Source organism: Lederbergia sp. NSJ-179, assembly GCF_022867885.1.
Lineage (GTDB): Bacteria > Bacillota > Bacilli > Bacillales > Bacillaceae_C > Lederbergia.
Window position 1 is genome coordinate 123,796 of record NZ_JALIFP010000005.1, and the last position, 23,746, is coordinate 147,541.

The following is a 23,746-nucleotide window of genomic DNA, read 5'->3' on the forward strand; positions in this document are numbered from 1 at the left end:
CGACATTCCGTCGAGAATAGGCTATAATAATTGGTGAAACGGAATTGATTCTTAAGGAGGCTTACATAGAAATGAAACTAATCTTAATTATCGGCGTATGTATTGCATTCTTGGCAGCCATTTTCACAGCGGGATATGAAGATAAACCAGGAACGAATAAAAGGTAAAAAAAAGCTGTCTTGTTATCATTGGAAATTCAATGACAAGACAGCTTTTTTCTTCTTATTCGGTTGCCACTTGTTTGGTTTTAACCATTGCTTCTTTAGGTACTTCTTGCATTGGCGGCTTTACTCGTTTCATAAATAAGGCAAGAATAAGAGCCAATAAAGCAAATATTGTAGAGATAAAGAAGGCATGCGTAATTCCGTCTAGCATCGCTTGATGTCCAATTAATTCCTGCATTTTCGCCATTGCTTCTGGCGTTGGCTGTACATTCGGGTCAGCCTTTGCCGCTGCCTCAGCAGCCAATTCTTTTCCTGAACTTTCCGCTCTTTTAGACATAACGGTAACCATAAAGGCCGTTCCAATCGCTCCTGAAACTTGCTGGAGCGTATTGTTAATCGCTGTTCCATGGGGATTATCCTGCATCGGCAATTGGTTCATCCCATTTGTCATGACTGGCATCATGACCATCGACATCCCAAACATTCTAAATGTATAAAGTAACACTAAATGAGTGATCGAAGTATCCATTGTTAATTTTGAAAATAAATAAGTCGTCACTGTCATCACTGTAATACCGATAACGGCAAGAATCCTAGCTCCATACTTATCAAAAAGGCGACCCGTTATCGGCGACATAATGCCCATCATCAAGGCTCCAGGTAGCATTAACAAGCCGGAATGCAAAGGAGAAATCCCTCTTATTTCCTGAACATAAAGAGGCGTTAAAATCATTCCAGAAAACATCGAAATGGCAATCACGATAGAAATACCGGATGACAATGCAAACATAGGATGTTTATAGACACGGAATTCGAGCATTGGTTCTTTCATTTTCAGTTGGCGTAAAATAAAGATCACTAGTGCTACCGCACCTACAACTAATGGAACATATGACTGCGGCGCTCCCCAACCAACTTCCATGTCACCCGCTGAACTAAATCCATACAAGATCCCGCCAAAAGCAATACTTGATAAAATTAGGGAAAGAACATCAAGATGAACCTTCTCTTGTGGCGTAATATTTTTTAATTTAAAGATCGCTAATATTAATACGATTATAGCAAACGGTAAAACGACAGAGAATAAAGCTCTCCAGCTAAACGTCTGAATAAGATAACCTGATAATGTTGGTCCAATAGCAGGAGCAACAATCATAACCAGGCCGAAGAAGCCCATTGCCGTTCCTCTTTTTTCCACAGGGAAGGCCGTTAACATCACATTCATCAGTAATGGCATCATAATCGCAGATCCTGATGCTTGGATCATTCTTCCTGCAAGCAACATACCAAAATTAGGAGCAATAAGCGCTAATAACGTTCCTAAAGAAAATAAACTCATCGCTGTGATGAATAAACTGCGGTTCGAAAAACGCTGAATAAAAAAAGCACTCGCCGGAATGAGAATGCCGTTCACAAGCATATACCCTGTTGCTAACCATTGTACGGTTGCTGTACCTATTTCAAACTCTCTTTGAATAGATGGCAAAGCAATATTAATTAATGTGTTATTTAAGATCGACACAAATGCGCCAATAAAAAGAACCGCTATAGCACCATAAGGCGGTTTTTTTTGAATGGATTCAATATCCATATTAAATTCCCCCAATCGGTATTTCATCTGTATTAGTATAAGTCAGCTTCATTACTTTAAACATTTTAAACTCATGGTCTAAAAAAATCAACAAAAAAATTTTATTTCTTTTTAAAAATTGCCTAAACATTGTCATTAAGGTAAACTATTAAATAGACCAAGGGTACAAAGGTGAGCATATGAATCCAAGAAAAAAACAAATTATTGATGTAGCACACCGTCTTTTTATCGAAAAAGGGTTTTCTGCTACATCGATTAAAGATATATTAACGGAAGCAGACATTGCGAAAGGGACTTTTTATAATCATTTTGCTTCTAAGAATGAATGCTTGATGGCTATTCTTGAAATGGTCAGAAATAAAGCGCGAAGGGTTCGAGAAGAACTTTCTTTTGGTAAGCCAAAAGATGATCCTGATATATTTGTTCAGCAGGTCTTGGTTCGAATGGAGTTGGATCGGGAACAAAATTTGCTTCCTTTGTTTGAATCTATCTATAGCTCAAAGGATCAAGACTTAAAAAACTTCATGAAAAAGCAGCATAAGGCAGAATTACAATGGGTTGCTTTAAGACTTGTCGATTTATTTGGGGAGCAGACAAAGGAATATTCAATTGATTATGCATGTATGTTCTTTGGGATGGTTCATCAAATGATGCATGTATGGAAGTTGGGATCGGCGAAAGAATATGATTTGAAGGAAATGGTTTATTTTATCATTAAACAATTACGATCCCTCATTACGAACCAAAGCAAAGAGGATAAACCTTTCTTCCCTGCTGACTGGCTTTATCCAGCTGAAAAAGACATTTTAATAACGCCAGCAGATATTAAAAAGCAGCTTGTCACACAATTGGGCATGTTGCTTAACCGAATGGAAGAGAGGACAGAAAGGCAAAGTAGGACAGAATGGTTTGAATTTCTCCACACAGAACTTCAAGAAGATTCACCCAGGGATTTCTTGATAGAAAGTGTGCTTTTTTCCATAGAAGATAAGTCAGATTCTTCTTTCTATAAAAATGAAATCCAAGAAATTATCCAGCTTGGTCATCAATATCTTCACTATAAGCGTGACTAAAAAGGAAAGATCTCCATCGTTATCGGAGATCTTTCCTGTCCTTAATGAAGATGAGGATATCCCTGTTGCCTCAACGCCTCATAGACAAGTATAGCAGCTGTATTGGATAAATTTAATGAACGAACATGATCATTCATTGGGATTCTTAAACAACGCTCCAGATTGGATTCAAGCAAATCCTTTGGCAATCCTTTTGTTTCCTTACCGAAAATGAAATAATGATGGATCGATCGATCACTATAATCAAAGGTTGTATGCGGCTTTTGCCCGAATTTGGTTAAAAAGTAAAATTGGCCATTTTGATTCTTGGCAAAAAAGTCTTCAATGGAATCATAATAGGTAATATGGACAAACTCCCAATAATCTAATCCTGCACGTTTTAACATTTTATCATCTGTTGAAAAACCGAGTGGTCTAATTAGATGTAAATGGGTATCTGTCGCTGCACACGTTCTTGCAATATTCCCAGTATTTGCTGGAATTTCTGGTTGATATAAAACAACATGGTTTGGCACTTACATTCACCTCATCAAAAAAACATTACTGTGTCATTATACACTTATTTTTAAGAGGATGTTCAAAAAGTCCGGTAAAAAGACATAAGCGAATTTCTTCGTTGGCTTGTTTCTCCGCTGCTCATGTATTTAAAAGCATACATTCCGCTGCTCAAAACTGCGCCGCCTCGAACTTCTTGGTCCTTTTTATCCTCCTTTTTGAACACGCAATTTAAGAATCATCTATAATGGTGAACATTTTGTATTGAATATTTGGTGTATAGGCGGAGGAGTCCTCATACGCCCAATATCTCATTCGACTATTATAGGTGTGAGCATTGACAAGTGGCTCTCCTGCCGCATCCTTCCCTGTCACAATCGTGTTATGGTCGTAACGTCCATCCCCTTGGAAATCATAACAAATGACATCTCCTAACTTTAATTCCCGTGCATCTTTTACTTCTTTTGCTCGAAGTCCAATTGTAGAGCTTTCTAAATGGACTTTTAATGCATTCGCAACCGACCAACTATAACTCCAATTTTTGTTTTGATACCACCAGCCTTTACTGCGATTGGGATATCCTCTCATCGGGGCTCCGCCAACATGGAGACATTGAGAAATAAAATTCGTACAATCCACTTCAAATTTTTCATAAGCCGGATTATAATCATTCCACCATTTTTCGGCATAACGTACCGCTTTTAAGCGATCATACATAAATGGGACCCTTTCCAATTCCTCATCATTTTGGACTGTGCTTTCGGTCTCAATCGATTCTGGGTATAAAATCGGTGTTTCAATATCTTTAACTAGTTCATTTTTATAAAAAGTTGCCATTCGGTGCTCTATTTCTTCTTCTATATAGATAAAATCAGATTGTTTGATGAGGTATTTTAAATGAAGCTGATAGGAAATATCGTTTTGATCTTCCCCTCTTTCCACGGACGTTATTTTACCTGTTCCCATCGCCTTCACCAAAGCTGCTTTACGATTTTCAATGGAATTAAGTTTTTTTATCACTTTTTCCTCTTTTACTTCTTTCCGTCTAACTAATTGGGCTATTCTGTCTTCAAATGCCGAAATTAATTGCTTCCTCACCCTCTCCCCTCCTTTTGTAAAATATATGCTTTAGATCAGGGAAATGATGATTAGAACATTTTTGAATCGTTTAATGAACGTTAAAAAGAACTCCTTCTCCCCACACCCTGTGCTTCGCTGTTACCTTTTTGGCCCTGGATCCCTTTTTCGGGCACAGCCAGCCGATCCGCCGTTACCTTTTTGGCCCTGGATTCCTTTTTCGGGCACAACCAACCGATCCGCTGTTACCTTTTTGGCCTTGGATCCCTTTTCCGGGCACAACCAGCCGATTCGCTGTTTCCGATGCAGCTTTACGCAAGATAAAAAAAGCTTATAAACCTTAGTTAAGGTTCGTAAGCTGGTTAAAAGTAGTACAAATATAATTCCTTTTTTTGAAAGTATTTCCTATTCCTAATTCTATTGTTCTTTCTTTTGTGATCTCCATTAGCTTCCTTAATATCCTCTTCTGTTTCGGCAAACAGTAAAAATCATACAGTTTCAAAGAAACGAAAATTATCCCTCGTTCTCTGCACCAAAAAACTCTAATCCTTTATTTATCTCTAATAAAACAGATTGATCCTGTTCTTGACTTTTTGCTTGAATCAATGCCTCTTTCGCTTCCTCCCCACCAATTTTCCCTAAAGCCCAGGCGGCGGTACCACGAATAACCGGACGTACGTCTTCTTTCATAACTTGAACTAATGTACCGACAGAATCCCTTTCTTTAAAATGGGCTAACGCAATAATCGCATTTCTTTGGATTGGTTTTTTCCCGCGCCATGAACCTGACAGCTCCCCAAATATTTCCTTAAATTGTCGATTGGACAAATGTAAAAGTGGATCTAAAAGTGGTTTCACAATCTCCGGTTCCGGCTCCATCGCTTCATGATGATGAAAATCCATCCCCTTATTCTTTGGACAAACAGATTGACATGTATCACAACCGTATAAACGATTCCCAATCTTTGTCCTAAATTCATCTGGCAAAAAGTCCTTCGTCTGAGTTAAAAAAGCAATACAGCGCTGTGCATTTAATTGCCCTGCTTGGACCAAGGCTCCAGTTGGGCAAGCGTCTAAACACATGGTGCATTCTCCGCATTGATCATGGAGAGGTTCATCTGGTTCAAGTGGGAGATCCGTAATCATTTCACCAAGATACACATAGGAGCCAAATTCTGGCGTAATAATTGAGCAGTTTTTTCCACTCCAACCAATGCCCGCTCTCTCCGCTACAGCACGATCGACTAACTCGCCTGTATCCACCATTGACTTTAATCTGCTTTCTGGCACCCGACTTTGAATATAATCAACCAGTTGTTCCATTTTTTCACGAACTAGGAGATGATAATCAGTCCCCCATGAAGCACGACAAAATATGCCCCTTCTCTCTCCTTTTTTGCCACGCGGCGGATTGTCCATTCTCGAAGGATAAGCAAGCGCGATCGCAATAATGGAGCGCGGCTGATCAAAGATCAAGGAAGGATCTGTTCGTTCGTCGATATTTTTATGTTCAAAACCTGATTGAAACCCAAGTTCTTGTTGTCTGATTAATTTATTTTTCATCTCGATAAAAGGATCAGAGCTGGCAAATCCAATTTTATCAATTCCAATTTGTTCACTAAATTGGATAATATCTTTTTTAAGCTGATGATAATCCATAAGCTCGTCCCCTTCCTCTTTTGAATGATAGCTATAAACTATAAGAAACATTTTATCCTTATTCTACCGGGCACATACGATTTCTTCAACTCATTCATTCAGCATAAGAAAAGCGCGATCATTTTGACCACGCTTTTCAAACAATGTTGATTGTATAGGAATTCTGTTTGGATTTTTGCCAACAAATCCTGCACCCACTTACCTAGAAACGATGCACTTGCACCAACAGCGTTCTCCTTTATTCCATTTGTATTTCTAATCAAAGCGTACAGATCAATTATGAAAATAGGCGCTGGAGCTAGATCCTCAGACTAGCCAATTTTTCTTACCTTTTTAAAAAGGGCTGTCCAGAAACTCAGTTTGCACTGACTTTCTGAACAGCCCCCGTCTCTTATTCATTACGGTTTATTTGGTTGTACGACCTCAGGCGCGTTTGCCGAATTGCATCACTGATTCTTATAGTTTTTTTTAAGAGTTTTTTCCTTACTTGGAAAACTGCTTCAGAACACTCATTAATTCCTCAATTGTTTCTTTTCCTTCACCTTGTTTAATCGCATCACTGACACAGTGGTTAATATGTCGTTCAGTAATAGCGAAACCTACATTTTTTAAAGCGGATTGGATGGCACTAATTTGCACTAGTATATCCACACAATAACGGTCCTCTTCTACCATTTTCTGTATTCCACGAACTTGGCCTTCTATACGTTTTAAACGATTAATAACTTTTTGTTTTTCATCCTGTGTTCTTGGTTTACTTGGGTGATCATGTAAGAATTTATCCAAATGGATCACTTCCTTTTATTATATATCTTTATTATACCCCTACAAGGTATTCATTTCAACTACTATCATTGAGAACTATTATCCAAAACTAATTTTAAAATTCCTGGCAATAAAAAAACGCAAAGCCTTGTTTTTTATAAAACAAAACCCTGCGTTGGTATGTATGGAGCGGGTGATGGGAATCGAACCCACGACAACAGCTTGGAAGGCTGTAGTTTTACCACTAAACTACACCCGCATTCCTTTTTGAAAAAGTTCACTTTAATAGTATACAAAATTAGGGAATAAAATGCAAGTTTCGCCACAATTTTTTTCGTATAGAAGTTTCCACTGGAGGAGCCGTCCCTTTATCATCATTTTGCCGAACAAGTTCTATTTCACGTTCTTTCTAATATGTAAACGACAAGCTCGTGTGTGATAGAATAAAGATAAGTATCTAAAGCTCGGAGGGATATGAATGAATCTATATGATTTGACAGAAGAGAAAGAATCTGAAAAGAACTATTTTGAAAATCTCAGCAAGACTCTAGATGCATTTTCTACTGACTTATCTGAAAACCAAGGACTAAAAATCGAGACCGTTAATCGCCATGTGAGGCGACTGGGATTCTTTGCAGAAATCTATTTGTATCATCGTGGTGTGAATTTAGAGGAAATACACGCCGACTATATCATAGACTTTCTAGGAGACTATTATATTCGAAAAGTATTAGATAGCAAGCAAAGCGACATTGCTCCTTACTTAACCTCATTTAAAAAATTTGCAAAGTTTGCGTATGAAAATGGATATCTAAGTAAAGAGGATTTTGATGAAATTAAAATGGTATGTAAACAGAAGGAATTCTTTTTGCATCGCTTTGACACTTACTTTTCATCAAGTGATTTGGAAGAATGGCATTTTAACAATGATTTATACCAATACCTTGAGGAAATAGAGGACGAGTATAGTTTGACAGGCGATGAAAAGCTAAATATTGATCCCAACTTTGTCCAATTACTAATGGAGAAAAACTTTGAAGCCCCAATCGCCGTGTTCGCCTTTTCTGCTTTCCTTGAAAAAATTCAAAGTGAAGCAAACGTAAAACTGACAAGTACGAGACAGCATATCACAAGGAATTTTTGGAAAGAATTGGATCAGTTACTAAATCTACAGTTGTTTAGCAAGCCGACATTAAACCAAGAGGATATCGGATTATATCATTATTTCTATTTACTGGGTGAACATTTAAAACTATATCGAATAACTGGGAATAAACTAATACCGACGAAGCTTCTTCCTCATTATCAGGCATTATCCCATGAGGAAAAATTCGTTTTAATGATGGACGGGTTATGGAACCAACTATCTTGGCATGAAATCCAACCATCACATACAGGCGGCCGAATTGAAATTACTCAGGCGCGACGTTCCAATTTAGCAGATGTCCTTTCACAATTTCCCGTTGGGGAGAAAATCAGTCTTAAGGAGGATCGACTCGGTATATCGCTAATAAATCAAACATTCACGGGAGGCTTCATCGGTTCCGCGGATCATTTTTTTCTGTACATCCTCCCCATCATCGAATACTTTGGTTTATTTAATCTAGACTATCAATTAAAAGAAGGAAAATACGAAAGCTATTATGAGATTGCTTCTATTGAAATGAATCCGTTCGGACATTTTACATGTAATCACCTGAAAAAGATGGGAAATACGTTACCCGAAAACGCCCCTTCCAATAGCATATCAGATCTTTTTATCCAAATGGGAGCAAATCAACCTATTGTAAAACCGGAAAAGATTGGACGTAATGATCCATGCCCATGTGGAAGCGGAAAGAAGTATAAACGTTGCTGTATGTAGAAAGGATGTTAAAATTATGAGTTTTTGTGACCGATGCGGAAATGAAAATACAAAAATAGCGTTGTCCGGAAAAACAGAGCAAGCAGTACTTTGTACGAACTGTTTTAATGAGATGATCGCATCTGAAATTGGGGTTACAGTGGAAACATATCCCGAAGCTATTTCAATTAAGGATGGAGGTGGAAACATCCGTACTTTTGCAATAGATAAAATTTTTATGCCAACGGGTATTTCCATGGAGGCAGTTGAAAATAAAATGGATGGCTATAAGTTTTCCGTTCTTGGTGAGTTTGACTGTAATCAAAGAATGCTATTTAAAAAGCTTGTTAAAAAAGTAAAGGATGGCGTTGCCAACACCTATCTAGAGGAAGAAAAGATTAGTGGCCACCGTTTTCTAACGATGGTTGGCGACCGAGTGATTGGAAGAATTGAATATAATGAGGAAAGTGACACGCCATTATTGAATATTGACGGTAGGCCGTATACATGGGAAGAAATTGGAAAAATGATGATGAGTAAGGAAGGTTTTCAATTTCGATTAGATATAGTGGATATCACGGATGAATTTGAATAATCTGTATTCTCGGGCTGGAATAAAAAACCTCAAATTGCCGCGCACTCTCTCTGCAGTCGGGATTTTAGCCACCGTTTTATTAAACTTATTCATTCCAAATCAAGAAGCGGAAACCCCGATAGTAGAAGAAGCAAAACCCAAGCTTCCTAACACACTCAGAACTCAGAAGCTTGGGTTATTTGTTTCTATTTATTTTTCAACATGTCAAAAACTTGCTTTTCCCATTTAAAAATTAAGAATGCGTTCTAAAAAATTTCCCCAAATTTACGTTTTAATCGACATTCTTCACATCTCTTTGGTTGACTTAATCCTCTCTGTTTATAAAACTGTTGTTCACCGATTGTGAAGGTAAAACGTTTCCCACATTCCCAGCATTTTATAAGAAAGTCTTGTGGCCCCTCTCCTAGCAATGCTTCTTCTATTGCTCTTTTTCTCGTATGTGCAGATAGCTCGTCCATGCCTTTACCTGAGGTCAAAGCATGAATCGTTGTCGAAATTTCAGCTTTCACCTTTTTATAATCCACTTTTTTCCATTCTTCAAGATAAGGAATATATTTTGTGTCGCCTGTTTCTCTCACTTTTTCAAGAAATAAAAAAATCATTTTGCGATTGCGGTCTTTTAAATAACTCATATCGGGAATCGGTTGATCCTTTGCCAACCATTCATTCCATTCACTTAAAAATTCATCTGCACGCTGATCCGCTTCAATCTCCCAGCCCCGATCCGTAAAAACAATCATCGGTAACTTGCCAAAATACTCAATGTCTAGAAAATCATGGCTAATCATCCAATCAATCTTCTCCGTAATCACAGCCAACGTTTCTGATTGAAAATAACCATAAACAGGACACCGATCTAATTGTAATGCTACCACTTTCTTTTCCCGTGATCCTTTTAAAATTTTGGCGAGAAGAGTTCGCCCACCTTGTCCTATTAGTTCATCTGCTGCCCTTAAAATCGCTAGAATTTCCTGTTCGGTTAATCGTTTTATATTCGCATCCATATTAACCATCCTTTATGGCCAAAAGATTTATTTACCGTCATAACGCTATTTTCATTTTAATAGTTGCTTCTCCTTTTTTAAAGTGAAATATAATTTATTTGGTTTAAAAAAGCCTACTTTCGGTTTAAAGTTTCCGATAGTAAGCCTTTTTCCATCATTATGCTGTTCCAAGCTCTACTCCAAGCTCTTTTAAATACCGTCGATAGGCGATACTGACACGATCGCAAATAAGTGATAATTCAATTTGGAGATCTAGGGGAAGCTCTTCCGGTTTTTGATTCTCCACAATCGGCTTATCCTGTGTAAAAATTTCATCCTGAAACTTAATTAATTTTTCATCGGATAAGCCTGTATCATAATTAAAAGATAAAATGCCATAGGCCATCGATTTTTCCTCATCAATAGGGCGAACAGTCAGTAAAATTGTCATGAGCGTATTATTTTCCCGATCTCGTTTTGTAAAGCTCACCGTCAATGGGCGATGAATTTCATACGTATAATAAACATATTTTGGTTGACCAGAACCATCTGGGTCAGGTTGAAAAATCGCAATTTCATCTGAGTAGATCCTGTCCCCCTCTCGATGAACCTTATAATCCGGAACTTCGCGATGCTCTTCTGAACCTAAATACCCCTCATGGACGACAGCCAGATGACCAACATCTAGAAAGTTTTCAATAATACGTGGAGGTTTTGCAACCACTTCTTGCGGACCCCAAATCACGTTGTGGAATTCTGTTTCTTCCATTGGTTTATAGTGAAAAAACTCAGGATCATTCCCAGCAAGATTGACCCAAATCAGACCATATTTTTCCTGACAAGCATAGGAAATTGCTTTTGCTTTTCGGGGAATCGGTCTTCCCTCTGGAAGCTGGGGTATTTTCACACAGGCTCCACTATCATTATATTCCCAAGCATGATAAGGACAGACCAAACAATCATTTTTCACTTCCCCAAGCGATAAAGCAGCACCTCTATGAATACAAAGATCTTTAAAGGCATGGACACCTTTACTATTTCTAAAAATCGCTAGACGTTCGCCCATTAACACAATTTGAATGGGCCTTTCTTTTACATCTTCTGACCGGCAAGCAACAAGCCAGTCCTGTTGCAATACTTTATCCTCCAACATTTTTAAACCCTCCAGATTTTGATCTCCTGCTTCTATCTTAATAATTTCTCATGAAACGGTCAAGATTAAATGCGAACTATTTTATATAAATAAATAAAAACGTTCGTTTTTTATATACAAATGAATTGTTTTTATATATAATCCAAGGTAAATGTTTATTTTTTACTAAAAAGGAGCGATAAAAGATTGGAGAACAAAGCAGAAAATAACATGCTCATCAGCGTTAATGAGAAAATTGGTTATCAAAAAGCATTTATTCTTGGTTTACAACATGTATTAGCAATGGATTTATACATCGCTCCGATCATTATTGCTGGCCTTCTTTCCTTAAGTACGGAAAACACTTCATTTTTTGTACAAATGTGTTTTCTCGCAACGGGAATCGCTACTTTAATTCAAACAGGAGCAGGCCTTAAACTTCCTGTTGTACAAGGTCCTTCCTATGTCCCGATCGGAGCGATTGCAGCGATTGGCGGGAAACTTGGGCTTGGCGCAATTGCCGGAAGTCTGATTCCTGGCGCGATTATTATTACCCTGATCGGCTATCCAGTAAGATGGTTTGCAAAAGCCGTAAGAAAAATTATTCCACCTCTTGTCGGTGGAACAGTCATTATCATTGTCGGCATTTCTTTAATGCCCACTGGATTGAACAATATTTATCAAGCAGAAGGAAATATTGGCGAAAATATTCTTATCGCTGTTATTTCAGCTGCGGTATTAATTATCTGTATGCTGCTTGGGCGTAATATGCGTGGTATCGGAACGTTTTTTCGTTTAGTATCCGTCATTATTGCGATTATAGCTGGAACGATCGCAGCAAGTTTCTTCGGCAGCGTCGATTTTTCACCAGTGAAAGAAGCGAGTTGGTTTTCATTGCCTTCCTTTTTTCCTTTTGGAAAACCTGTATTTAATGTGAGTGCGATTATTACAATGGTCTTCGTCTATTTCATCATATTACTAGAGACAACCGGAACATGGTTTGTCGTTTCTTCTATTACGGGAGAAGAACTTAATGACAAGCGTTTAAATCGTGCTTCCGTGGGTGAAGGACTTGGATGTCTAGTCGGTTCCCTATTTGGTAGTACACCTATGACTGGCTACTCCTCAAATGCTGGATTACTTGCGATCACAGGTGTGGCTAGTCGAATGGTCATAATGGCAAGCGGAGCAATCCTTGTTTGTCTTGGCCTTATCCCCAAGCTGTCAACAGCCATTACTTGTATTCCAGAACCTGTTATCAATGGCATCTTTGGAATCGTCTGTGTAGCGATTGTGACCAATGGAATGAAAGTCATTCAACCTATTGTTATTGATGACCGTACCATGATGATTATTGGCATTCCCATTTTATTAACGATTGCGGTCACCATTTTACCATCGGAAGCTTTAAACAATGTTCCTGACTGGGCCAATTATATTTTATCTTCCGCCACAACAGTCGGGGCTTTAGCTACCGTTCTATTAAACTTATTCATTCCGAATCAAAAAGCGAGGACACCGTTAGAGCAAGAAGTAAAACTAGTGAATTAGTTTAGTTGCAAAACGTAGCCATTCATAACTTTATTCTGGTGGGGGGTTAAGTCTATAGGGTGTAGTTCAAACAACAGGTCGTGCGTAGTATGTCGTAGTGACCAATGAAGAAGTGTTAGAGGCGTTTCAATATGCCCAAAAACAAAGCCGATTTTTTCATATTTTCAGCTTGTGCTACGCTTATTTCCCAAGAACCTTCTGCTTACACTTTTGATGTTCAATATGGTAAACTATTGAAAAAGAACGGAAAAGATAGGAGACTGGTTATGGCGAAAATCAATTTAGCGGAAGCTGTGAAACTCAAAAGTATTTTAACGAAAAGAATTCATGAACTAGAAGAAGAAATTCGCCGAGTTGCCTTTGTGACCATTGAAAAAGGAGAAGAAATCGGACCCATTTCTAGATCCTTGTTTGATGTAGAAAAAGAACTTGATGAAATTCGCGCGGATACACGACTTTTAGATAAGCTAATGTATCGAGCAAATATCGATCATACTATTCCCTATCAAGAGAAAGAACTGACACTTGTAGAAGCCATCGAACTAGCCACACAATTACGGGCAAAAGCACGGATGTATAAAGAACTTGGTTCTGCGCAAAAGGAAGAAATTCAATATGGCTACGCTGATAATACAACTGTCTATCAAGTCGCTTTGTTTGAGCCGGAGGAATATCGGATTCAGGCACTTCAATTAGAAAAACAGGCGCATAAACTTTCAAATTTAATTAATGCAAAGAACTATTCCATTACCCTTGAATTTGATGATGATAAATACTTTTAACCTTGACAAGGTGAGACTCCTTGTCAAGGCATAGAGTGGAGAACCTTATCTTTAATGGTGAAGAACAACCAATGACCCGTTCCCCGTTACCTGATAACCCATTACCAATCACCAACTTAGGCAATCGCAAAAAATTTTATTGGATTCCAATTGTTCTCCCTCTATGAAAGGGGCGGCTCAAAAGTCGATTAATCGACTGAGAGGCGCCCCTTTTTTATCCTAGATATCTCGTTTATCCTATTATTACAAGTGATAACAGAAATGCCAACCTCTAGACATTCTTGTATCAAATCACTTGTCAACAAATCACTTTTGTCTCCACCTATATATCCGCCCCCATGAAAAAAGAACAACACAGGTGTAGGATTTTTCCTATTTTCAATAATGTACGCATCTAATTTATTTCGTACATAAGGGCCATAGAAAATATCCTTGAATGTTTTCACACTCATTCTATCATTCCACCCTTCCGGAGAAAGCGATTGTACAATCATTTTACATATCGTCTTTTATAAGGGTATCTTTTCAAAACTAACGCATAAACAGGTTCATTACGACCATAATCTGATGAAAGGTCCAACTTTGAGCGATTAAACGGGTTTATAACGACCAAAATCAGGCGGAAGGTCCAATTTTGGGCGCATAGACAGGTTCATAACACCCAAAATCTGAGGAAGAGCCCAATTTTGGGCGCATAAATAGATTTATAACTTTAGAAATATTATTAATGAGGTTTTGCTCCTCTCTTGTGTGGATCTTTTTGCTTACTACTCTTTCTCATTGTAAATTTTATTATTAGCCAAATAATTGTCAACTAAATGATTACATAATCTTGAACTCTGGTATAATGGCTTTAAGCAAAAAGAGATAAAAGAATATGATAAGGAGAGATACATATATGGAAAAAACTTTTTCAGGAAACCCACTATTCCCAGGATGGTATGCTGATCCAGAGGCAAGAATTTTCGATAATCGTTACTGGATTTACCCAACCTATTCAGCACCCTATGATGAACAGCTTTTTTTTGATGCCTTTTATTCTGATAATCTAGTAGACTGGACTAAGGTTGAACGCATCTTGAAAAAAGACGATATTCCATGGGCGAAGCGAGCTATGTGGGCACCATCTCCCATTAAGAGAAACGGAAAGTATTACTATTATTTTGCCGCCAATGATATTCAAAGCAATGAAGAGTTGGGCGGGATCGGTGTAGCGATCGCTGATTCTCCCGCAGGTCCATTTAAGGATGCACTTGGAAAACCTTTAATTGATCAAATCCACTATGGGGCACAACCCATTGATCCACATGTTTTTATCGATGATGATGGAAAAGCCTATTTATATTATGGTGGATGGGGACATTGCAATGTTGTCATGCTCAATGATGATATGATCAGCCTAGGCTCATTTGAAGATGGATCTACCTATAAGGAGATTACACCCGAAAGATTTATTGAGGGGCCTTGCATGATCAAACGGGAAAATATTTATTATTTTATGTGGTCTGAGGGCGGTTGGGGTGGCCCTGATTATTCCGTTGCTTATGCCATGTCCACCTCTCCGCTGGGGCCTTTTAAACGCGTCGGAAAAATCTTGCAACAAAATCCTGAAGTGGCAACAGGGGCAGGACATCACGGCATGTTCCAAATCCCAGGGACGGATGATTGGTATATTGTCTATCACAGAAGACCTTTAACAGAAACCGATGCCAATCACCGCGAAGTTTGTATAGACTCTTTATCTTTTAACAAAGATGGAACCATAGAGCCTGTTACTATTACGTTTCAGGGAGCACCATACACACCTTTAAAAAATGACTAATCTGTTTCTTTGAAAAGGTTGCGCTGAGCTTGTCCAATCATAAGAAAAATGCTGACACCATCTTTCTCAGCTAGTCCAAAATTTATCCTTCTAGAAAGGCTAAGTCAAAACCTTAGAAATTTAAACATTCGTCGTAAATTTGGAGGAGCATTCAATAGCCGAAAAGCCTATTTATTGAATGCTCCTCCTTATTAGACTTCGTCAAAATATTTTTGTATTTCGGTACACTCGTCAACATTCTTTCACCTGTTCAAAAAATTCCTCATAAGAGCTCAAATAATAATCAGCCCCCCATTCTTCATTTTGGAATAGGCATGTCTTGATTCCCAGTTTTTTTGCGGGAATAATATCGATGAGTCGATCCCCAATAACTAAATCAAGCGAATATTTTTGCTGAAGATACTCGTAAGCAGCCGTATGGGGTTTACGCGGGAAGCCATCGTCAGCCGTAACAATCTCGTCAAAATATTTTGCCCATCCATAATTGTTTATAATTTTCAGAACTTCCATGCGGCTACTATGCGTCATAATGACATTTTTTCGAGCGTACTGCAAAATTTGCTCAACACCTTTAAAGGGTTTAAACTCGTTTGTTGGTAGCTGGTTGTAAAGTACAATAAAGTTATTCATTTGCTCTTCTGTTAACTCGAAATACTGAATTGCACGTGAGAAAGAGACCTTAATTTGTGCATAAATTTCTTCTTCTGAAATATCGGTATTCATCACCTGTTTGAGTACCTTTGTAAAAACGGGATATGTATCAAAAAGGGTGCCGTCAAAATCCCATAATATATTCAAGTGAATGTCCCCTTTCTATGCATGACCAATTGTGAGTGGCTATGCTTAAAGTTATTTTTTTCGTAAAAAGGGATAAATTGCTCCTCACAAAATAAGCTGACCACATCTATAGAAGAAAGATCGTCTAACAGTTTTGATACAAGTTTTACTCCAATCCCCGACTTTCGATAATCCCGGTGCACGACAACATCTTCTATGTATGCTCTAAAATGACCATCTGATACTGCCCTTGCAAACCCAATTAAAGTTTCTCCATCCCATACACCAATGGATAATGTGGTTCGTAACATTTGTTCGATATCTTGCTCATTTCTCCCCTCCCACCAGCCTGCGTCCCTATATAGCTTCATTAGCTCCGTCGCTTTGATTGCCTTTTCAAAGTGGAACAAATATTTTACTGTCAAGTGATCATCCCCTTTTTTAAAATTTTCTCCTCCATCTATGCAAGGATTTTCTTGACTTTTCCACTTGAACACAAACCTTTTTCATGTTTTCTCTTATAATATTAAAAAGGAGTCTGATAACAAATGGAAATATCCTTACTTTATTTATTTGTTGGAATTTTCATTGGTACTTCGCTGTATGTGATCGCAGATACACGTCCTTTTTTTCTTTTTCTAATCGTCAGTCTTGGTTGGTTACCGCTTTTTCTGGTCGGGATGACATTTGTTCCTTTTATAGATGAAGAATGTATTTCCAATATGCGTAACAGATAAACGTACAAAACCAGGACACAATTCCGAATATCATGACAATTGTCGTTTCCGACCATCCATATTTTAGGCTAAAATGGTAATGGATGGGTGTCATTCTGAACAGCCTTTTACGTGTCCGTTTGAAATAGCCCACTTGTAGAATGACCGATAATTGTTCTGCAAAATAGATAAAAAATAAGATGGGGATTAATATCTCAACTTTTTCAAGAACCGCAAGAAAGGAAAGCGATCCTCCTATTGCTAAAGAGCCCGTGTCTCCCATAAACGCTTTCGCCGGAAAAATATTGTAAATGAGAAATCCAAGCAAGCAGCCGATCATGATCAAACAGAATGTTTGTACCTCCGGCCTTTCTGATATCATAAAAAAGAAAAAATAAGTAGGGATTGCAACAACACCTAAAAGCCCATCCAATCCATCAGTGAAATTGATAGCGTTTGCGGATCCGACTACAAAAAAGGCAATCACAACGATATAAAGAACCATTGGAAAATCGATTGAAATCTGCTTATAAATATGAATCTCTGTATCTATTCCCAATTTCCAAATGATGTAAAAGAGCAAAATTCCAGTGAATCCAAATTGAAAAATGAGTTTTGTCTTACCAGATACACCTCCAGGGTCTTGTCTGGAAGCTTTCCAAAAGTCATCTAAAAAGCCGATAAAACTAAACAAAATATAAATAACCGCCAGTAAAAACATAAGGGGCGTGGGGAAATAAAGCAAGGCAATGATGAGTCCGACAAATAGGATTATGCCAAACATTAATGGCGTACCCTTTTTTAACTGATGCGTAGAGGGTAATTCTTTTCTTATCGGTTGAATAAGTCTCCTTTTCCTTAAAAATGTAATCAGTAACGGTGATAAAGCTACAACAGAGATAAATGAAATCAATGCAGATATAATTTGTCCCTTCAATCTCCCTACTCCCTTCTCTATAAATAGCATGTTTTTTGAGTGGATTTTTATGAAGAGCGTATTTCTCCCAAACATCCTGTTATTGTCTTTTAAGAAATGTTCATTAAACTACTTCGATACAGCTTACTAAATATCCTTTGTATCAAGAATGCCTCCATTTAATGACAACGCCCTAAAAGTTCTTCACTTAACCTCGTTCCCACTTTCCTGCGTTTTTGGGCACGGCTAACTACTTCGTTCCTTTCAATTATTTTATAACGGAAATTTAACACAGCTTCTGTTCACATAAATTAACCTGCTAAAGCTACATTTTTATTTTACCACTGATATTCCCAAGGGTTATTTTAACTTAGATTAGGTGAGTTGCTTAAAAAATTTAATAATATAATCGCAAACCAATTTGGATGCTTCAGATCGATACGTCCCTTTCTTCCAAGAAATATGGATATAGCGTTTGCAATCGAAATTGGAAATAGATAATAATTTAATATTAGAGACTAGATCACTCTTCCATGTAATGGCTGGCAAAAAGGAAATTCCAAGTCCAACAGCAATTAATCCACGAATCGTTGCAGGATCATCGCTATCCAAAACTATTTTTGGCTCAAATCCAGCAAGGCGGCAATAATAATTCGTTATATCACTTAATCCCTTTCCTTGTTGCAAGCTTATAAAAGATTCTGAAGCCAATTCTTCCAAATATACCTGTTCCTTTTTGGCTAAAGGATGATCTATAGGAACCGCTATCAAAATTTCCTCTTCTAACAAAGTAACAACATTTCGATCGATCACTTTATCCTTGGTTGAATAAATAATGAAGTCGGCATTCTTTTCGGCGTATTTTTTATTCCTATGTTGCTCAATGTTAAAATTTATGTTTGGATATTGCTTTTTAAAGTCTAGAAGAATTGGCGGAATCAACCTAGACGCTGCATGCATTGCGATCGATACCGTATTCTCTTGTATTTTATTGTTTTCCGCAATCTCTAATTTCGCATCTTTCAACGAATTTAAGATTTGATATGTATATTTGAGCAGAATACGTCCATTTTCATTAAGAATAATATTTTTACCTTTACGATTAAACAGCTTTACCTGAAGTTCTTCCTCCAAGATACGAACCGTTTTGCTCAGTGCAGGTTGTGCAACGTGCAATGCCTCACTTGCTCGCGTCATATTCTCTAACTCTGCAATGACTTTAAAATAGCGTAAGTATTGAAGTTCCATGTTTATTTCATTCCTTTTATTTATGATTCAATTTGTTTAGAAACGCTTGTTGTAAAAATTGAAGCGGCTTACTAAAGAGTTCGTTGGTGATAATTACATTTTTGCTTCAAAAGTATTGAAATCACATTATAACTAAATGAATATAAAGATATGACTAATTATATATTATACATTATAAAATATTGATCTATAATTATTTGTATAACATTTTACAAGCAATGAATTTTAGCTTAAATTGAAAATTAAAAAATGGAGTTGAAGGGGTGGAAAAAGGTGGAAAAGCCTGATACAGAAGAAATTACGGTATTTATGGATGAGCACAAAAAAGAAAAGGTAAAAAAGTACAAGATGCTTAATCAATTAGTAACAAAGGGGGGAATTCTATTTGTGGGTTCTTCGTTAATGGAGCAGTTCCCTATCAATGAACTGCAACAAACCTTAGAGAAGAACTACATCATCTACAATAGAGGAGTAGGTGGATTTGTTACAAAGGAACTATTAGCGTCCATGGATGAGTGTATTTTTGAACTAGAACCTGCAAAAATATTTATTAATATTGGAACAAATGATATTGGTTCACCTGATTACAAAAAAGAACATTTGATGATAAACTATGATAAAATTTTAAGTCAGATAAAGAATAGATTACCCAATTGCACAGTATATGTAATGGCTTATTACCCAGTTAATGCAAAAGCCGATTTTCCGTTAATAAGCCAAGATCAAAAAAATGAAATGTTTAAGACAAGAAATAATCGATCGATACAGGAAGCCAATATAGCAATAAAGGACTTAGCTCATCATTATCACTATGAATTTATTCATGTGAATGATGGGTTAGTAGATGAAGAAGGTAATTTGAAAGAGGAATATACGATCGAGGGGATTCACTTATGGCCAAATGCCTATGCTGTCATTCTTGAAAATTTAAAACAGTATCTATAATGGGTATACATATATTGACCATAATCCTTTAGGAAGAAGAGTTATAGAAAATGGAGTATATACTATTATTATTCGGTGGATTATTAGCTGGCACGATCGGGAGCCTTGTTGGACTTGGGGGTGGAATTGTCATCGTTCCTCTTCTTCTGGGACTGGGGGCTGTATCAATATTACCTATGTCCCCCCAAATAGCAGTAGGAACTTCCATGATTACAGTCGTCTTTACTGGACTGGCTTCTACCCTTGCTTATATGAAACTTAAACGAGTAGATTACAAAAGTAGTCTTTACCTTTTTGTTGGAAGTGGACCAGGCGGAATTGCTGGATCTTGGGTTAATCGCTATTTGAACGATGATTCGTTTTCACTTTATTTTGGGATTTTTATTATTTTAGTAGCCATTTTGCTCACGTTAAAGCACAAACAGAAACGAGTAGAGAAACCGAAAAAAACTGGTATCCAACGTCAATTCACGACGACGGAAGGAGATATTTATACATACGGGTTTCATTTAACTGTCGCCATTCCGATCGCATTTTTAATTGGTTTTATCTCTGGTCTTTTCGGGATCGGGGGAGGTTCACTGCTTGTCCCAGCATTGATTTTGCTTTTCTCATTTCCCCCACATATTGCCATTCCGACATCGATGCTCATTGTATTTTTGTCGGCAATTGTTAGTGCGATTACCCATATCACTTTAGGAAATGTGAATTGGTTGTTTGCTTTACTTTTAATTCCCGGTGCTTGGTTTGGTGGAAAATTAGGTGCATATATTAATTCAAAGTTAAGTAGCAATACCATCGTTACGATTCTTCGCATCGTATTAGTTATTGTTGGAATCCGGATGATCGTGTAAGTAGTCAAAGGAATAAAGAAGTGGACTATTAATATGTCCCCTAATTCCACATAAATAGGCTGTCGAGGTTATTCGACAGCCAGTATATTGTCTTTATTGTCATTGTCCCTGATCGTTACTATCACATTTTCAATTCTGTTTTCCACTATTTTTTTTACTTCAAAAGTCATATTTTTGTACGTAATGACTGGATTTTCTTCTTCAGAGGGAATATAGCCGATTTCACTAATAAGAAATCCACTGACTGTATCAAATTCTTCAGTTGGAAATTCAACTTTTAAAATATCTTCAAGCTCCCAAAGTCGAAATGCCCCTTCATTATATATTGATTCGAAGATATTTGTTTGATTTCTTCCTCGATAGATCTAGGCACATTACTCTCACTAGAAATATCACCAACAATTTCTTCCATTACATCTTCAATTGTAATTAATTCTTCTGTGCCGCCAAATTCATCAAGTACAATAGCCATATCGGCTATTTCGATATCCATAATCTTTTTTTAAATGATTCTATTATTCAATTACGATCAACTACAAACAGCGAGACACACGAAAAGCTGACCGGAATCTAACCGGCCAGCTTTTGTTCATTTCCTTTCGAGATTTATTGCTTCTCCTTCTTTTCAGTACCATCCTCATTAGATAAACCTTGTGTTGCTTTTTTAAATTCTTTCAACGTACTGCCCAGCGCCTTTCCTAGTTCAGGTAATTTACTGGGGCCAAAAATAAGCAAGGCAAAAATAAGTATAATGACAATACTGACGATTCCTGGTCTCACGAAAGGCATCTCCTTTTTATTTTTATCATACTCCTATTTGGCCAAATTTAAAAGTTGTTCCATTGATATTGCCACAAAAAATGACCTAATGTAAAGTTTATGTAAATTATTTGTTAAGGTTATGTTGTAAATCGACAAATTACGCTATGATAAGAGGGCTTAATTTTTTTAAAAGGAGCGAATGATAAAGAAATGTTAAAGAAAAAGGAAGATCCATTTTTTAGTCATTTAGCTAGTATCTCTGCTAACTTAACAGAAAGCATGAATTATTTCACAGATTATATGCTAAGCAATATGGAAGACCTGAAAATCTTCTCCGAAAAAATGAAAGAGTACGAAAAACAGGGAGATTCACTCGTTCATCAAGTCATACTGGATTTAAACAATGTATTTATCACACCTATTGAACGAGAAGATATTTTAGCTCTAGCCATGAATATGGATGATGTTCTAGATGGCCTAGAGCACACAGCGGCGCTATTAGATATGTATTCTGTGACAGGAGCAGATGATTATATGCTACAATTTGTTCATGCTATTCAAAAATGTGTCGTAGAAATTGAAAAAGCGATTGAATTATTATCCAGAAAGAACCTCCCTCTTATTCGAGAAAACGCGATTAAAATAAAAGATTATGAATCCCAATGTGACGAAATTTTACGAGTTTCGATTAAGCATTTATTTCAAGTTGAAAAGGCCCCTATCAACATCATTCAGTACAAGGAAATTTATGAAGAGCTTGAGGAAGTAGCGGACTACTGCCAGAATGTCGCCAATACTTTTGAAACCATCATTATGAAAAATGCCTAAGGAGTAAATACACAGCATGAATACAATCTTGATCCTAACAATTTTAATTGTCGTTTTTGCAGTTGTGTTTGACTTTATTAATGGATTCCACGATACAGCCAATGCGATAGCGACTTCCGTTTCGACTAAGGCCCTGCAACCAAGACATGCGATTATATTGGCTTCTGTGATGAACTTTATCGGTGCCATGACGTTCACAGGAGTCGCTAAAACGATAACAAAGGATATTGTCAATCCCTTTACATTAGAAAATGGTACAACAGTTATTCTTGCGGCGCTATTGGCTGCAATTATTTGGAACTTAATCACTTGGTATTATGGAATTCCGAGCAGTTCCTCCCATGCGTTAATCGGTTCGATCGCTGGTGCAGCCATTGCTGCCTCCGGCTTTCACTCATTAAATTATGGTGGATTTCTAAACATCATAAAAGCGCTCATTTTGTCTCCCCTCTTAGCCTTTGCCGTTGGCTTTATTGTCTACGGTATAATAAAAGTAATTTTTAAGAATAGTAATTTGACGAAAACGAACAAAAACTTCAGAAGAGTACAGATTGCGACAGCAGCTTTGCAAGCATACTCCCATGGAACAAATGACGCACAAAAAGCAATGGGGATTATTACGATGGCTTTAATGGTGAATAACTACCAGGAGTCAAATGATATTCAATTATGGGTACAGACTATTTGTGCACTAGCGATGGCATGCGGAACGGCTATAGGTGGATGGAAAATTATTAAAACGGTCGGCGGGAAAATTATGAAAATCCGACCGGTTAGTGGTGTGGCAGCAGATTTAACGGGAGCCACCGTTATTTTCGGTGCTACTTTTATCGGCTTGCCAGTCAGTACAACTCATGTTATTTCCTCTTCCATTTTAGGTGTCGGTGCTTCCCATCGATTGAAAGGAGTCAAATGGGGGACAGCTAAAACGATGGTAATTACGTGGCTGATCACCTTGCCTATTTCTGCTACCCTTGCAGCCATATGCTTTTTCCTGCTTAATCTGTTCTTTGAACGTTAAGGTTTTGATATGCGGAAGCTAGTCTAAAACACAAAGCTGTTTCACAAACACAAAGCCCTGCGCTAACCGGGCTTTGTGTTTAACTTTGCATATATATGAAGGCTTAAATATTATGAGCTTAAGCCTTCCACATGATTGAAGCGGGAG

General features: G+C 37.5%; 24 protein-coding genes, 1 tRNA gene and 1 pseudogene. 10 read left to right on the forward strand and 16 right to left on the reverse strand.

The window, feature by feature from the left end; genetic code table 11:
- Positions 1-222 precede the first annotated feature (222 nt).
- On the reverse strand, positions 223-1,755 hold the full coding sequence (locus MUB24_RS05885; protein ID WP_244702289.1) for a DHA2 family efflux MFS transporter permease subunit: 1,533 nt from the start codon (positions 1,753-1,755) through the stop codon (positions 223-225).
- A gap of 179 nt (positions 1,756-1,934) precedes the next feature.
- Between MUB24_RS05885 and MUB24_RS05890 the strand changes: the two genes are divergently transcribed.
- Positions 1,935-2,828: a TetR/AcrR family transcriptional regulator gene (locus MUB24_RS05890; RefSeq protein WP_244702291.1), complete on the forward strand. Its 894-nt coding sequence runs from the start codon at positions 1,935-1,937 to the stop codon at positions 2,826-2,828.
- 41 nt (positions 2,829-2,869) lie between these two features.
- On the opposite strand, the gene trmL is transcribed toward MUB24_RS05890, so the two are convergent.
- The 5 genes from trmL to MUB24_RS05915 form a co-directional block, all read right to left on the reverse strand.
- Positions 2,870-3,343: a tRNA (uridine(34)/cytosine(34)/5-carboxymethylaminomethyluridine(34)-2'-O)-methyltransferase TrmL gene (gene trmL, locus MUB24_RS05895; protein ID WP_244702293.1), complete on the reverse strand. Its 474-nt coding sequence runs from the start codon at positions 3,341-3,343 to the stop codon at positions 2,870-2,872.
- Between the two features lie 211 nt (positions 3,344-3,554).
- Positions 3,555-4,421 carry an amidase domain-containing protein gene (locus MUB24_RS05900; RefSeq protein WP_244702295.1) on the reverse strand — a complete coding sequence of 289 codons (867 nt, stop codon included), beginning with the start codon at positions 4,419-4,421 and terminating at the stop codon, positions 3,555-3,557.
- A 492-nt stretch (positions 4,422-4,913) separates the two neighbouring features.
- Positions 4,914-6,059 carry a tRNA epoxyqueuosine(34) reductase QueG gene (gene queG / locus MUB24_RS05905; RefSeq protein WP_244702296.1) on the reverse strand — a complete coding sequence of 382 codons (1,146 nt, stop codon included), beginning with the start codon at positions 6,057-6,059 and terminating at the stop codon, positions 4,914-4,916.
- 483 nt (positions 6,060-6,542) lie between these two features.
- On the reverse strand, positions 6,543-6,845 hold the full coding sequence (locus MUB24_RS05910) for a metal-sensing transcriptional repressor (protein WP_244702298.1): 303 nt from the start codon (positions 6,843-6,845) through the stop codon (positions 6,543-6,545).
- 164 nt (positions 6,846-7,009) lie between these two features.
- Positions 7,010-7,083 (reverse strand) — tRNA-Gly (locus MUB24_RS05915).
- Between the two features lie 1,518 nt (positions 7,084-8,601).
- Here MUB24_RS05915 and MUB24_RS23605 point away from each other — a divergent pair.
- Positions 8,602-8,688 (forward strand): annotated as a pseudogene (locus MUB24_RS23605) (SEC-C metal-binding domain-containing protein); the annotation flags it as partial.
- Positions 8,689-8,704: 16 nt separating this feature from the next.
- On the forward strand, positions 8,705-9,262 hold the full coding sequence (locus MUB24_RS05925; RefSeq protein ID WP_244702300.1) for a DUF7686 domain-containing protein: 558 nt from the start codon (positions 8,705-8,707) through the stop codon (positions 9,260-9,262).
- Between the two features lie 245 nt (positions 9,263-9,507).
- Here MUB24_RS05925 and MUB24_RS05930 read toward each other — a convergent pair whose 3' ends face one another.
- Entirely contained in the window at positions 9,508-10,266 is a 759-nt protein-coding gene (locus MUB24_RS05930; RefSeq protein ID WP_244702302.1) for an RQC-minor-1 family DNA-binding protein, read from the reverse strand.
- A gap of 157 nt (positions 10,267-10,423) precedes the next feature.
- A complete protein-coding gene (locus tag MUB24_RS05935; protein WP_244702304.1) occupies positions 10,424-11,398 on the reverse strand; it encodes an aromatic ring-hydroxylating oxygenase subunit alpha in 975 nt (324 codons plus the stop codon).
- 210 nt (positions 11,399-11,608) lie between these two features.
- On the opposite strand from MUB24_RS05935, the gene MUB24_RS05940 reads away from it, so the two are divergent.
- Together MUB24_RS05940 and MUB24_RS05945 are read left to right on the forward strand one after the other, a co-directional pair.
- Complete coding sequence (locus tag MUB24_RS05940; protein WP_396426699.1) at positions 11,609-12,928, forward strand: solute carrier family 23 protein; 1,320 nt, start codon at positions 11,609-11,611, stop codon at positions 12,926-12,928.
- Positions 12,929-13,194: 266 nt separating this feature from the next.
- A complete protein-coding gene (locus tag MUB24_RS05945; RefSeq protein ID WP_244702307.1) occupies positions 13,195-13,710 on the forward strand; it encodes a DIP1984 family protein in 516 nt (171 codons plus the stop codon).
- 188 nt (positions 13,711-13,898) lie between these two features.
- Here MUB24_RS05945 and MUB24_RS05950 read toward each other — a convergent pair whose 3' ends face one another.
- The gene (locus tag MUB24_RS05950) at positions 13,899-14,162 is read right to left on the reverse strand and encodes a carboxylesterase/lipase family protein (protein ID WP_244702309.1); all 264 of its coding nucleotides are present in this window, start codon (positions 14,160-14,162) and stop codon (positions 13,899-13,901) included.
- A 446-nt stretch (positions 14,163-14,608) separates the two neighbouring features.
- On the opposite strand from MUB24_RS05950, the gene MUB24_RS05955 reads away from it, so the two are divergent.
- A complete protein-coding gene (locus MUB24_RS05955) occupies positions 14,609-15,532 on the forward strand; it encodes a glycoside hydrolase family 43 protein (protein ID WP_244702311.1) in 924 nt (307 codons plus the stop codon).
- Positions 15,533-15,763: 231 nt separating this feature from the next.
- Here MUB24_RS05955 and MUB24_RS05960 read toward each other — a convergent pair whose 3' ends face one another.
- From MUB24_RS05960 to MUB24_RS05975, 4 genes are all read right to left on the reverse strand, one after another.
- Positions 15,764-16,330: an HAD-IA family hydrolase gene (locus MUB24_RS05960; protein ID WP_244702312.1), complete on the reverse strand. Its 567-nt coding sequence runs from the start codon at positions 16,328-16,330 to the stop codon at positions 15,764-15,766.
- Positions 16,327-16,680: a GNAT family N-acetyltransferase gene (locus tag MUB24_RS05965; protein WP_244702426.1), complete on the reverse strand. Its 354-nt coding sequence runs from the start codon at positions 16,678-16,680 to the stop codon at positions 16,327-16,329. Before MUB24_RS05965 ends, MUB24_RS05960 begins: the two co-directional genes overlap by 4 nt.
- A 325-nt stretch (positions 16,681-17,005) precedes the next feature.
- Positions 17,006-17,962 (reverse strand): phospho-N-acetylmuramoyl-pentapeptide-transferase, encoded by a 957-nt coding sequence (gene mraY, locus MUB24_RS05970; RefSeq protein ID WP_244702314.1) that lies wholly within the window; start codon positions 17,960-17,962, stop codon positions 17,006-17,008.
- Between the two features lie 354 nt (positions 17,963-18,316).
- Positions 18,317-19,189: a LysR family transcriptional regulator gene (locus tag MUB24_RS05975; RefSeq protein ID WP_244702315.1), complete on the reverse strand. Its 873-nt coding sequence runs from the start codon at positions 19,187-19,189 to the stop codon at positions 18,317-18,319.
- 273 nt (positions 19,190-19,462) lie between these two features.
- On the opposite strand from MUB24_RS05975, the gene MUB24_RS05980 reads away from it, so the two are divergent.
- Both MUB24_RS05980 and MUB24_RS05985 read left to right on the forward strand, forming a co-directional pair.
- On the forward strand, positions 19,463-20,134 hold the full coding sequence (locus MUB24_RS05980) for a GDSL-type esterase/lipase family protein (protein ID WP_244702317.1): 672 nt from the start codon (positions 19,463-19,465) through the stop codon (positions 20,132-20,134).
- 50 nt (positions 20,135-20,184) lie between these two features.
- Positions 20,185-20,988, forward strand: a complete 804-nt coding sequence (locus MUB24_RS05985; RefSeq protein WP_244702319.1) for a sulfite exporter TauE/SafE family protein — start codon at positions 20,185-20,187, stop codon at positions 20,986-20,988.
- A gap of 68 nt (positions 20,989-21,056) precedes the next feature.
- On the opposite strand, the gene MUB24_RS23435 is transcribed toward MUB24_RS05985, so the two are convergent.
- The 3 genes from MUB24_RS23435 to MUB24_RS06000 all read right to left on the reverse strand — a co-directional run bounded on the left by MUB24_RS23435 (position 21,057) and on the right by MUB24_RS06000 (position 21,777).
- On the reverse strand, positions 21,057-21,353 hold the full coding sequence (locus tag MUB24_RS23435) for an HlyC/CorC family transporter associated domain-containing protein (RefSeq protein ID WP_313898426.1): 297 nt from the start codon (positions 21,351-21,353) through the stop codon (positions 21,057-21,059).
- Positions 21,266-21,460, reverse strand: a complete 195-nt coding sequence (locus MUB24_RS05995; protein ID WP_244702321.1) for a hypothetical protein — start codon at positions 21,458-21,460, stop codon at positions 21,266-21,268. Before MUB24_RS05995 ends, MUB24_RS23435 begins: the two co-directional genes overlap by 88 nt.
- 134 nt (positions 21,461-21,594) lie before the next feature.
- Positions 21,595-21,777: a twin-arginine translocase TatA/TatE family subunit gene (locus tag MUB24_RS06000; RefSeq protein WP_244702323.1), complete on the reverse strand. Its 183-nt coding sequence runs from the start codon at positions 21,775-21,777 to the stop codon at positions 21,595-21,597.
- A gap of 183 nt (positions 21,778-21,960) precedes the next feature.
- Here MUB24_RS06000 and MUB24_RS06005 point away from each other — a divergent pair, with 183 nt between their 5' ends.
- Together MUB24_RS06005 and MUB24_RS06010 are read left to right on the forward strand one after the other, a co-directional pair.
- Complete coding sequence (locus tag MUB24_RS06005; protein WP_244702325.1) at positions 21,961-22,578, forward strand: DUF47 domain-containing protein; 618 nt, start codon at positions 21,961-21,963, stop codon at positions 22,576-22,578.
- A 16-nt stretch (positions 22,579-22,594) separates the two neighbouring features.
- Positions 22,595-23,599, forward strand: coding sequence for an inorganic phosphate transporter (locus tag MUB24_RS06010; protein WP_244702327.1), 1,005 nt, complete (start codon positions 22,595-22,597; stop codon positions 23,597-23,599).
- Positions 23,600-23,746: the final 147 nt, after the last annotated feature.